This is a genomic window from Streptomyces sp. R-74717, from assembly GCF_047305335.1.
Lineage (GTDB): Bacteria > Actinomycetota > Actinomycetes > Streptomycetales > Streptomycetaceae > Streptomyces > Streptomyces atratus.
Genome location: NZ_CP102361.1, coordinates 17,058 through 27,977, shown reverse-complemented (window position 1 = coordinate 27,977; position 10,920 = coordinate 17,058). Strand labels below are relative to the sequence as shown.

The following is a 10,920-nucleotide window of genomic DNA, read 5'->3' as shown; positions in this document are numbered from 1 at the left end:
CGGGGCACCGCACTCGCGGCGAGTGCGCACACCTGCTCATCACCCCCTACTCACGAATTGGGAAACACCACCATGACCAACCCCTTCGAGGACCCCGACGCGACCTACCTGGTCCTGGCCAACGAAGAGGGCCAGCACTCGCTGTGGCCCGAGTTCGCGGCCGTACCCGATGGCTGGTCGCGGCAGTTCGGACCCGACAGCCGGGCGGAGTGCCTGACGTACATCGAGCGTGCGTGGACCGACATGCGGCCCAAGAGCCTGATCGAGGCGATGGGTGAATGACGGCGCGTCAACACCGGGCGGGAGGACCGCGATGACCTCCACCGAACAGAGCGTGAAACGGCTCGCCGACCCCGGGCTCGAGGACGTCGCGCGGATCGCCCGGGGCCTGCTGCGGCGGGCGCCGGGCCGGGTCGACGACCCGACGTGGGTTGCCGACGCACGCCGTAGCTGGGAGGCCACTCCCGGCTGGCTGCGCGGGCTGGTACGAGAGTTCCGCCGGGACTCAGGCCCCGACGGCCGACTGCTGCTCACCGGGCTGCCGATCGGCCCGGAGGAGCTCCCCGACACACCGATGGTCATGGGCTCGGTGCAGCGCACCCCCGCCCTGCCCGCGGCGCTGCTTATGCTGATCGCCCACGGGCTCGGCGACCCCGCCTCGTTCGCAGCGGAGAAAGGCGGGGCGCTGGTGCAAGACGTCGTCCCCGTGCCCGGTCAGGAAGAGTTCCAGGGCAACGCGGGGTCGGTGGAACTCACCTTCCACACCGAGAACGCCTTCCATCCGCACCGGCCGGACTACGTACTGCTGCTGTGCCTGCGCACCGACCACGAGGGACAGGCGGAGCTGCGCACCTGCTGCTCCCGGCGGGTGCTGCCCCAGCTGACGGCCGGTACCCGCGAGGCACTGCGTCGGCCCGAGTTCGTCACCGAGCCCCCGCCCTCCTTCGGTGGGGCCGGGGCGGGAAGCGCCCACGCGATCCTCAATGGCGACCCGGAAGATCCCGACCTCCGCTACGACGAGGCGGCCACCCGGGCCCTGACCGAGCCCGGCTGGGCCGCGCTGGACGAGCTCAGCGCGGTGATCCGGCGCAGCTACGACGGCGTACGGCTGTGCGCCGGGGATCTGGCCGTCGTCGACAACCGGGTCACCCTGCACGGCCGGTCCTCCTTCGTACCGCGCTTCGACGGGAGGGACCGCTGGCTCCAGCGGATGTTCTCCTTCACCGATCTGCGCCGGTCCAGGGACCACCGGCCGACCGACGGAAACGTATTGGTGAAGTGATCGAAGAACGTGGAGTACCCAAGCATGGCCGAGCATGACCTGACCAGCGTGTTCACCCGTCACGAGTCCAACGTCCGGAGCTACTGCCGCGGCTTTCCGGCCGTGTTCGAGCGCGCCGCGGGGCATCATCTGTGGGACGTCGAAGGACGGCGGTACACCGACCTGCTGTGCGGTGCAGGCGCTCTGAACTACGGGCACAACCCGCCGCAGATCGTCGCCCGTGTCGTGGACTACCTCGCGGGCGGCGGACCCGTGCACTCCCTGGACCTCTACACCACCGCGAAAGCTGAATTCCTCAGCCGGTTCGCTGAGTCGGTGCTGGAACAGCGCGGCCTGGGCGACTACGTCGTGCAGTTTCCCGGCCCGGCGGGCACCCTCGCCGTCGAGGCGGCCCTGAAGCTGGCCCGCAAGGTGACCAGACGCTCGCAGGTCATCGCCTTCCGCGGTGGTTTCCACGGCGTCTCCTTGGGCTCCCTCGCCGCCACGTCCTCGCCGCTGCTGCGGTCCGCGGCCGGCACGCCGCTGCGCGATGTGACGATCCTGCCCCGCGACGACGGCCAGGGCGGACAGGCATCCCTTGACGCGCTGGAGCGGGCGCTGCGGCCCGGTTCCGGCGCCAAGGCATCGGCGGCCGTTCTGCTGGAGACCGTGCAGGGCGAGGGGGGACTGAATGTGGCGAGCCGCCCGTGGCTGGCCCAGGTGCGGCAACTCGCGGACAGCGCCGGTGCGCTCCTGATCGTCGATGACATCCAGGCGGGGTCCGGCCGCACCGGCACCTTCTTCAGCTTCGAGCACGTTCCCGAGCTCCGGCCCGACATGGTGTGCCTGTCGAAGTCGCTGAGCGGCATGGGCCTGCCCATGGCGGCCCTGCTGATCAACCGTTCCAGGGACCGGTGGGAGCCGGGGGAGCACAACGGCACGTTCCGCGGCCACAACCTAGCCTTCGTGGCGGCGACCGCGGCGCTGGAGTACTGGGCCGACCCCCGGTTCACCGGCCAGGCCGCCGCGCTCGCGGCCGCGATCCGCACCTCGCTGGAGGACATCGTCGCGCGGCTTCCCGAGGGCGTCGCCGAGGTCGCCGGGCGCGGTGCGATGAGCGGACTGCGCTTCACCAGGCCCGAGCCGGTCGAGAGCGTCCGCCGCGCGCTGTTCCACGCCGGGATCATCGCCGAGACCGCGGGGGAGGGCCGGGTGCTGAAGTTGCTGCCCCCGCTGACGATGCCGGTCGCCGAGTGGGAAGCGGTGGCAGAGACGGTCGGCGATGTGGTGTTCAAGACGGTCGACACTGCTGTGCACCATGCCGCCTGACAGGCGGTCAGCCCTGCACGTCCATCATGAGGATGAGGTTCTACTGTGACCATCGGAAACGGCCGTACGGCGGAGGAGACGCTCCACGACGTGATCGGCATCGGGTTCGGCCCGGGCGGTATCGCGCTGGCCGCCGCCCTGGAGGAGGAGGCGCCCGAGCTGGACTGTCTCTTTCTGGAGGGCCGCAGCGAGGCCGCCTGGCAGCCGGGCATGCTCCTGCGCGGCTCCGACACCCAGCACCATCCCAGCCGTGACCTCGCGACCCTGCGCAACCCGCGCAGCCGCTACACCTTCCTCAACTATCTGCACGAGACGGGGCGGCTGCTGGCCTTCCTCAACGTCCCGACACATTTCCCACTGCGCCGCGACTATGCCCGCTACATCCGCTGGGTCGCAGCGGAGCTGTCCTCGTTCGTCGCGTACGACCGCAGGGCGACCGCGGTCTTCGTCGCTGCCGATCCGGAACTGCACTACGTCGTGGAGACCGCATGCGGTCGGAGCTACCGAGGGCGTGCCCTCGTCCTCGGCACCGGCAGGACCCCCTACGTCCCCAGGAACTTCGAACCGCACCTCGGTGACCGTGTCTGCCACAGCAGTGAGTACCGCTGGCAGCTGGAGAAGCGGCGGGCGGCCAAGGGCGGCCCGCTCGACGTCGCGGTCATCGGGGCCAGTCAGAGCGCGGCGGAGATCGCGCTCGACCTGCACGCCGCTGGCTCGGGCGACCGGGTCCTCGCGATCATGCGCGGCTTCGGCTACCGGCTGAAGGACACCAGCCCGTTCTCGGAAGAGGCGTACTTCCCCGAGTTCACCGACTACTACTTCAACGCATCCCGGGAGGCCAAGGCCGATCTCGACGCCCAGTTGCGGCCCAGCAACTACTCCTCGGTCGACCAGGACGTGTTGGAGAGCCTCTATGTTCGGCGCTACGAGGACAGCATCGACGGTGAGGAGCGGTTTCTGCTCTATCGTAACCACGAGGTCGCGGGCATCGAGTCAGGTGACGGCCCGGTCCGGCTGACCCTGCGGGAACGCAACATCGGAGAGTCGACGCAGGTGACGGTCGATCTGGTGGTACTCGCCACCGGTTACCGCGACCTCGGCCCCGCCGAGCACAACGAGCCCTACCCCGAGATCCTCGCCCCGGTGGCCGACGGGCTGGCCCTGGACGACACGGGCGTGGTGCGCGTGGAGCGGGACTACTCCGTCCCGTCCCGGGCCGGCGTCGGCGCACGGCCGCCGTTGTTCCTCAACGGCCTGTGCGAGAACACCCACGGACTCGGCGACGCCGGCTCCTTCAGCCTCCTCTCGTTGCGTGCGCGCACCCTGCTCGAGGGGATCCGGCACCGCCTGGGAGCAACCACGAAGTGACCGAGAACGTCACGCATCGCTGAGCGTGTTCCCCTCTCCCGGCCCCGAGACCGGGAGAGGGGGCGGACTTCTGATCTCCTGCATTGCGTGCCTGTCGCGTGAGCCGGCCCGGAACCGAGCGCGGCCGATGGAGGTCGAAGCCCAGCTGTCAAGAACCCTTCGGAGAAGTGCTGACCGAGTCTGAGCGAGACCCCGGGGCGCCGAGCCGGTGCCGCGGCCGGAGCGAACCGCCCTGCGGATTCACGCGCTGGAAGGTGGCCGAGCCACCGCCGGGGGAGGCGGTCAGGACGAGATGAATTCCGGCCGTACGCGAGGTGGCCACTCGCCGACCGCGAATACTCCCAGAGAGTATCCCTTGGAGATCAAGGCGGGCCGGTTGGCGGCTTTCATCTTCCGCAGGAGTGACGCAACGTGGTACTCGACTCCTCCGCGGCTGAGGAAGAGTTTGGACGCCATCTGCACGGTCGATTCGCCGACGGCGACGCCCTCGAGGATGGAGGCATGTACCGGGCTGAACAGCTTGCGTCGTGTGGAGACGACCCTGGGGCTCTCGGCCCCGCTGGGCTGGAGCAGCACGATTATGGTGTCGACCTGGCCGGCGCTTCCGTCTACGGCAATGCCGGTCAACTCGCCCTGGAAGGGCATTCCCTGAGCGCCCACAGCGATCACGTAGTCCGCGAAACGCGCGCTCTGCCCGTCCGCGAGCCGGGTGAACTCATGACGAAATTTGCCCTGCACGCTCGGGTGCAGAGAGTCTAGGAATTTCTTTTTGTGGATATCGGCGGGTAACAACCCGAACTGCATGGTGAACGAGCCGTTCGCCTCCAACAACCTGAATTCCAGATCCAGGATGGCCATGCAGATGCCGGATCGCATGAAGATGGACCGGTAGATGTTCCGGTACTGCTCCGCAGCGTGGCGGCCAACCGTCGCGGGGATTATCTCCCGAGAACCGAGATCAGATCTTGACATAATTCGAGAGGTGCCCCTCTTGTTCTCAGCGGGCCAGCGATATGCGGCCTGCGGAAAATTCGGGCGCGATCACACCCAAATCTCCTCAGCATTTTAGCCGCCAGGACGGTTGGCGCCAGGTCTGACTGATCCCTCAGCGCACGGCCTCTTAGCCGATAGCGCACTGACCGTAGAAGACTCATGAAGATCTTGTTGAGGGGCTGTCTGGTCGTAGGCCGGGCGGCCCCTTGGCTATGCGGTGGCCGGACTGATCGTCCAAGTGTTGCCTGTGCGGGTGAGTCCGAGGTTGATCAGTCGGCGGAGGTTGAGGGCGGCTGCTCGGGTATGGAGCCAGGCGTTGTTGGCGATGGTGCCGCGGTAGCGGAGTTTGCGGTTGCCGTGGTGGACGAGCCAGGCGACGGCGCGTTCGACCGGTGGTCTCCAGCGGCGGTAGTCGGGGGGCTTCACCCAAGGCCAGGTAGTTAGCGTTCTCGCAGGTCACGCAAGGGGTGTTGACGTCCATGCAGTCGCTGCGTAGAGGCCAGGGCCGATCTTGTGGATGAGTCCGTCGTCGGCCCATCGGGAGAGCTGTCTGTACATGGTGTGCAGTGTGATGTCCCCGAAGTGTGCGGCGATCTCGCGGGGGCGCCAGAGGCGGGTGGGGTTCTCCTGGAGCAGGGCCAGGATCCGGTGCCTGCGGCGCCGGGTGGGGAGGACATACCGGTCGTCACGGGAGCGGGTGGGCAGGGCCGGCTGCGTTTCCGGGGGTTCGTGGATGGAGATGTCGAGGCTGGTGACGGCAAGGGTGACGTCAGGCCGTCCGTCGTCATGACGCTCGCTGTAGCGGGACATCGGTGATTTGACCTTGCGGGTACTCACCCGCTGCCGGCGGGCCGGGAGCAGGCCGGCGAGAAGCTTCTGTCCGATGCGGCCGTCTGCGGCGTAGTTTGCTGTGCCGACGCCGGCGGCCTGGACGACCTGGTCGCGAGCTGCCTGGAAGGCGATGGTGAAGCCGCAGCGGTCCGGGTCGGTGCCCGGAACGGACTCGGCGGCATCGACCATGACCGTCCGCAGGGCCTGGTAGAGCGTCAGCAGCGCCCACATCTCCTGTTCGACGCCGACGGGGTCGCCGGAACGCAGGACGCGTCCGGCCATGATCGTGTGTCGGAGCGCGTAATACGCCGATTCGTGTTCCCACCGCTGGTGGTAGAGGCGCGTCAGCGAGTCGGCGGGGTAGCGTCGGGGTCGGTCAGGCTGGCGGCCAGGGGGTAGGAACCGGTGAAGCACGTGCCGTCGGCGCACGTCACGGTGATCTGCGCGTCGATGACCCGCACCCTCACGGTGCCGATCACCGACAGGTACGAGCCGTCGGCCCCTGCAGGAGTCGTGCCGCTCCTGCGCCACTGTCGGATCAGCGGCTGAGTAATCGGGCCAACGTTCCACAATCATCCGTCAATCGCAGGACCGCCGGTGGTCCAGGTGCGGGATCAGGGCTTTCCACAGGTCCTTGTCGACGTTGAGAGGGTGGGTGGTGCACAGCCGCTCGTAGATCCGGTCGGTGTCGAGGTCGATCAGATAGGTGAGTCCCGACGCGACTCGTCCTTCCCGAAAATTGTCCGGGACCACGGCTGCGAACGGGTTGTTCCCAGGCAGCAGCCTCACGTCCTGCATGTCTGCCAGGGTGGCGATGGCGGGGGTGTGCCAAGGGCCGCCTGCCCGGGAATCCCAGACGCGGTAGGGGGAACTGGTGAGAACCCGCTTCCTGTCGGGCGACATTGTGATGTCCTCAAGGCGGGTGTCGAAGCGCATCACCCCAGTCTTACGGGCCTGGTAGGGGCTTCTCACGTCCCAGAACTGCACGGTTCCGTCGGTGAGGATGGTCGCCAGGACGTCTTTTCCGACCGGTAGGTAGCCGCCGGATGCGGCGGGCAGCAGGTCGGCTTTCCGGGGCTTGCGGATGTCGCGCATGTCCCATAGTTGGGTCCGCTCGGCAAGCACGTCGTGCATCAGCAGACGCGACGAGGGTACGTAGACCGCTTGTGGGAGTTCTCGTGTTTTTGTCTGGTGTGGTTCTCGTTTCAGTGTCCAGGTGGGTGGATGCGGTTGGGTGGGCTGATTGGTGTTGTCTTGCAGGGTGTTCGGGGTGATGGGTGAGGGTGTTGGAGCTGGACAGTGAGGTGAGGGCAGTTGGTCAGTGGTTGAGAATTGACTGGTCAGCAAGCTGAAGGTTCCAATGGAGTAGGGTCCCTTCTTGATCATTTTTTGGTGGGCTGCGGGTGCCCGTTGTGGTGGGGGAGCGTGTTGGTGGGGGCTGCGGCGGATGCTGAGGCGTTCCGGCCGGTCGCGGTGCGCAGGTTGCTGGCGCTTGAGTCTCGGGGGGAGTTGACGGCCGGTCATCGGCGGATGGTGGCTGACACGCTAGCGGTGTCCGAGCGCACGGTGCGCCGGTGGCTGGTGGCGGCGCGTGAAGACGGCCGCCTGGAACGGGCTGAGCGCTGCCGGTTCACGGTCACGCCGGATGTGGCCCGCAAGCTGGCGTTTCATCGGGGGAGCGTGGCGGCGTTGCACCGGGAGTTGGTGGCCGAGGGGGCCGCGAGGGGTGATGCGGTGCCGTCGCTGGCGACGTTGTACCGGGCAGTGGAGCGGGATGTGTCGCCGGGGTTGCGGGCGGGGATGCGCGGTGGTGAGGCCGCACGCCGGGATCATGACGTGTTTCTTGAGCGGCCTGCCGGTCACCGTAATGACGTATGGGAGACCGACCACGTCCAGGTGAAGGTTGAGGTGGACATCGACGGGGCGCCGGGTCGGCCGTGGGTGACCTGGTTCATCGACTGCGCGACGCGGGTGATCTGCGGGTTCGCGGTGACCGCTCAGGTTCCATCCCGGGAGTCGGTGCTGGTGGCGTTGCGGGACGCGGTCTCGCGTGAGGGGGAGCACGGCCCGTTCGGCGGTCTGCCGGGGGCGGTGCGGGTGGACCGTGGGCGGGACTTCCTGTCGCGCACGGTGGGGGAGGCGCTCGGGGCGTTCGCAGTGCCGGTGGTGGACCTGCCTGGCTACAGCCCGCATCTGAAGGGCACCGTGGAGGCGTTGAACAAGGCCGCGAAGCAGATGTTCTTCGCTCAGTTGCCTGGTTACACCGCCGCTCCGCGTCTGAAGGGCGGCAGGAAGCCGGCCGCCGGGCAGCAGCTGCTGCCGCTGGAGGCGTTCGTTGAGCTGCTGGGTCAGTGGGTTGTCTGGTGGAACACCGAGCACCGGCCCCGCTCGCTTGCCGGCCGTACACCCGCGGCCGCGTGGGAGGAGGATCTGACTCCGGTCGAGGACGCTGAGCCGGGAGCTTTGCACATGTTCACCCTCGAGGACGACGGCCGGGTGCGCACCCTTGCCAACAAGGGGGTGCGCTGGCGGAACCGGCACTACGTCGATGCGTGGATGACCGGGCAGGCCGGGCGGAAGGTGCGGCTGCGCTACATGCCGCACCACGAGCACGAGATCGAGGTCTACGACGCAGCTACCGGGCGGCATTTGGGGTCGGCGTACCTGTCGAACCGGGCGAGCCCGGAGCAGATCCGGGAGATGAAGCGGGCCCGCGCCAGGGAGGCTGACCGGCTCAAGCGGCTGCTGCAGGCGGCGGAGAAGGACCGCGCCACCCGCTACGCCGCCGCTACCCGCGGTACCCCGGCCGAGGTGCTCGGCACAGTCACCGAACTTCAGGCCGAGGCGTATCTGCGCGCGGTTGCCGCCGCGGACCTCACCGAGGTGGCGCTGCCCGGCTATCTGCCGCTGCCCGCCCAACTGCCCGCGTCCTGGACCGCACCGGACACCAACAAGCCCGCTGCTCCCTGCCCCGAAGATGACGACGAAAGCACGCTTACGCCGCGATGAACGCCATACCCGCCGCCCGCCCCTCCCCGGCCCGTCCGCGACGCGGCCCGCTCCCGCCGCCGCGCGCCGACCACTACCTGTCGCTGCCCGACGCGCACGTGATGGGCACGGCGGCGATGAAGGAGACGCTGGCCAATCTCGGGGAAGTGATCGCCGCCCGAGGGATGATGTGCATCTACGGGGCGGCCGGTCTGGGCAAGACGATGTCGGTCAACGCCTCGCTGCGGGAGCTGGCCCCGGGGGCGACGCGCCGGATCGAATTCCGCGGCCGGCCCACCGTGCTGGATATCCGCCACAACCTGTTCAACGTGCTCGGACTGCCGGGCAGGCCGCCCAGGCAGCCGACCGCGTTCGACACCCTGCTGAAAGACGTGCTGGCCGATCAGTTCCGGGTCATGGTCTGCGACGAGGCACAGTGGCTGCGGGAGGAGTCCTTCGAGTACTTCCGGCACCTGTTCGACGACCTGTACACCGACATCGCGGTGGTCTTCGTCGGCGGCGGCAACACCTACGAGGTCCTGGCCGGCAAGGACATGCTGGCCTCCCGGGTGCACATCTGGCAGGAGTTTCGGCCGCTGACCCGCGAGGAGGTCCTGACCACGATCCCGGCCTACCACCCGGTGTGGCACGGTGTGGATCCCGATGACCATCTGTACTGCGACGACGTGGCCGCCCACGGCGTCTTCCGCACCTGGGCCAAGATCACCTACCACCTGGGGCGGGCCCTTCAGGCCACCCCCGGTCTTGAGGTCAACCGGGACCTGCTGCGCTGGGTCTTCAGCAAGCTCGGCCGCCGCACCCGGCCGTGAGTACTCCCGGACCCGCCCGCATCTGCCCGCCGCGCCCTGGCGCTGACTGAAGACGCCCACTACCCATGAACGACACATCCCCTGACGTCACCGTCCTGGTCGACCCCGGTGACGACGCCGCTGTCACCCGTGCGGCGCTCGCCGGGCACGACCCGGCGGCCGGCTGCGTCACCGTCCACCCCGCCCCGGGTACGACCAGCGACCGCTACTTCGCCCACGACCTCCTGGCAGCGCTGGGCAAACCCGCGCACCTCCCGGGCTTCCCAGATGCGCGCGCCCCGGTGTGGGAGGCCGCCACCGCCTGGCTGGCGGCGCTCCCCGTAGAACACCTGACGATCCTGCGTGCTCACCTGCTCACCCGTACCCGCCTGCAACGCCTCCTCGACCTGCGGGCGTTCACCGGAGCACACCTGGTCCTGGTGTGCCACCGCTCCCGTCCGACCGCTGCCCTGCACGACGCTCTCACCGACGTGCCCCACACGCTCGTCCATGCCTCGGCCGCCGGCGACCTCCTCACCGGGGCGGCCGTGCCTGGCCCGGGCCGGCCTGCCGCGCCGCCCCGGGCTGCCGGCCGCTGGATCACCGTGCCGGCGCTGGAGCGGCTGGCGGACTGGGACGGGGAGGACCACTGCATCGGATGCGTTCCACCGCCGATCAGGTGGCGGTACCGGACCCGGCCGCGACCACGCTCGTCTCAGACCGGCGCGGAGATCGCCCGCCGCATCCACGGCGTCACTGCGCATCCCCGTCTGGCTGCCGCGCTGGCCGCAGCCGTCTTCACCGGCGCCGCCGGGCAGCAACTGGGCACCGCGCGCCTGGCGGACTGGCGCGAGGACGCCTCCACCCTGGCCCTGCACGACCCCCTCGGGCAGATCGACGGCTGCGCCACCCACCCCGTTCCCGCCTGGGCGATCGTCTTCCTGCGCGCCGCAGCCCGCTTCACCCGCCTCACCCCCGCACCCGGCACACCTGTGCTCATTCGTCCCGAGGAGCACCCTGGCCTGCTTCGGCTCGCAGAACAGGCCCGGCTACGCCCACCCCAGCCGAGCATTGACCAGGAGCGCGGCGCCGTTCCTGCTCGTGGGATCGAGTGGTTCTACCGCGAGCTGGCGGAGTCAGGCATGGACGCAGAGGTGTCCCAGCACACACGGCGTCCGCGACTGCGTGTACGGCCTGTCAACAAGCCCCAGGCCGGCGCATCATGACCAGGCCACGCGGAACCCGCGTGAGCTGCTCGCCCGAGGCCGAGGTAGCAGGCGTCGCCGAAGGCCGCGTGGACGGAAGGTCATGCGTCCGGGGCGGATTCCGCTGCGGTGGGCC

General features: G+C 68.9%; 10 protein-coding genes and 1 pseudogene. 7 read left to right on the top strand and 4 right to left on the bottom strand.

The window, feature by feature from the left end; genetic code table 11:
* Positions 1–72: 72 nt before the first annotated feature.
* From NRF20_RS00205 to NRF20_RS00190, 4 genes are read left to right on the top strand one after another with little or no spacing between them, the layout of a single operon-like run.
* Positions 73–282, top strand: a complete 210-nt coding sequence (locus NRF20_RS00205; RefSeq protein ID WP_398634003.1) for an MbtH family protein — start codon at positions 73–75, stop codon at positions 280–282.
* A gap of 31 nt (positions 283–313) precedes the next feature.
* Positions 314–1,282, top strand: coding sequence for a TauD/TfdA family dioxygenase (locus NRF20_RS00200; protein WP_398634004.1), 969 nt, complete (start codon positions 314–316; stop codon positions 1,280–1,282).
* A 24-nt stretch (positions 1,283–1,306) separates the two neighbouring features.
* The gene (locus NRF20_RS00195) at positions 1,307–2,590 is read left to right on the top strand and encodes a diaminobutyrate--2-oxoglutarate transaminase (RefSeq protein ID WP_398634005.1); all 1,284 of its coding nucleotides are present in this window, start codon (positions 1,307–1,309) and stop codon (positions 2,588–2,590) included.
* A gap of 45 nt (positions 2,591–2,635) precedes the next feature.
* Positions 2,636–3,958 (top strand): SidA/IucD/PvdA family monooxygenase, encoded by a 1,323-nt coding sequence (locus NRF20_RS00190; protein WP_398634006.1) that lies wholly within the window; start codon positions 2,636–2,638, stop codon positions 3,956–3,958.
* 282 nt (positions 3,959–4,240) lie between these two features.
* On the opposite strand, the gene NRF20_RS00185 is transcribed toward NRF20_RS00190, so the two are convergent.
* The 4 genes and pseudogenes from NRF20_RS00185 to NRF20_RS00170 all read right to left on the bottom strand — a co-directional run bounded on the left by NRF20_RS00185 (position 4,241) and on the right by NRF20_RS00170 (position 6,916).
* The gene (locus NRF20_RS00185; RefSeq protein WP_398635084.1) at positions 4,241–4,930 is read right to left on the bottom strand and encodes a LuxR C-terminal-related transcriptional regulator; all 690 of its coding nucleotides are present in this window, start codon (positions 4,928–4,930) and stop codon (positions 4,241–4,243) included.
* Positions 4,931–5,161: 231 nt separating this feature from the next.
* Positions 5,162–5,365: pseudogene (locus NRF20_RS00180) on the bottom strand (transposase); the annotation flags it as partial.
* Positions 5,366–5,407: 42 nt separating this feature from the next.
* Positions 5,408–6,064 (bottom strand): helix-turn-helix domain-containing protein, encoded by a 657-nt coding sequence (locus tag NRF20_RS00175; RefSeq protein ID WP_398635083.1) that lies wholly within the window; start codon positions 6,062–6,064, stop codon positions 5,408–5,410.
* 297 nt (positions 6,065–6,361) lie between these two features.
* Positions 6,362–6,916 carry a hypothetical protein gene (locus NRF20_RS00170; RefSeq protein ID WP_398635081.1) on the bottom strand — a complete coding sequence of 185 codons (555 nt, stop codon included), beginning with the start codon at positions 6,914–6,916 and terminating at the stop codon, positions 6,362–6,364.
* A gap of 339 nt (positions 6,917–7,255) precedes the next feature.
* Here NRF20_RS00170 and NRF20_RS00165 point away from each other — a divergent pair, with 339 nt between their 5' ends.
* The 3 genes from NRF20_RS00165 (at position 7,256) to NRF20_RS00155 (ending at position 10,805) form a co-directional block, all read left to right on the top strand.
* Positions 7,256–8,791: a transposase gene (locus NRF20_RS00165; RefSeq protein WP_413754498.1), complete on the top strand. Its 1,536-nt coding sequence runs from the start codon at positions 7,256–7,258 to the stop codon at positions 8,789–8,791.
* Entirely contained in the window at positions 8,788–9,600 is an 813-nt protein-coding gene (locus NRF20_RS00160) for an AAA family ATPase (protein WP_413751737.1), read from the top strand. The genes NRF20_RS00165 and NRF20_RS00160 overlap by 4 nt, the downstream gene beginning before the upstream one ends.
* Before the next feature lie 65 nt (positions 9,601–9,665).
* A complete protein-coding gene (locus NRF20_RS00155) occupies positions 9,666–10,805 on the top strand; it encodes a hypothetical protein (protein ID WP_413751736.1) in 1,140 nt (379 codons plus the stop codon).
* The last annotated feature ends 115 nt before the right edge of the window (positions 10,806–10,920 follow it).

Coding starts and splice junctions, on each gene's coding strand:
- NRF20_RS00205 (WP_398634003.1), top strand. CDS start 73: ATGACCAACCCCTTCGAGGACCCCGACGCGACCTACCTGGTCCTGGCC.
- NRF20_RS00200 (WP_398634004.1), top strand. CDS start 314: ATGACCTCCACCGAACAGAGCGTGAAACGGCTCGCCGACCCCGGGCTC.
- NRF20_RS00195 (WP_398634005.1), top strand. CDS start 1,307: ATGGCCGAGCATGACCTGACCAGCGTGTTCACCCGTCACGAGTCCAAC.
- NRF20_RS00185 (WP_398635084.1), bottom strand. CDS start 4,930: ATGTCAAGATCTGATCTCGGTTCTCGGGAGATAATCCCCGCGACGGTT.
- NRF20_RS00175 (WP_398635083.1), bottom strand. CDS start 6,064: ATGGCCGGACGCGTCCTGCGTTCCGGCGACCCCGTCGGCGTCGAACAG.
- NRF20_RS00170 (WP_398635081.1), bottom strand. CDS start 6,916: ATGCACGACGTGCTTGCCGAGCGGACCCAACTATGGGACATGCGCGAC.
- NRF20_RS00160 (WP_413751737.1), top strand. CDS start 8,788: ATGAACGCCATACCCGCCGCCCGCCCCTCCCCGGCCCGTCCGCGACGC.
- NRF20_RS00155 (WP_413751736.1), top strand. CDS start 9,666: ATGAACGACACATCCCCTGACGTCACCGTCCTGGTCGACCCCGGTGAC.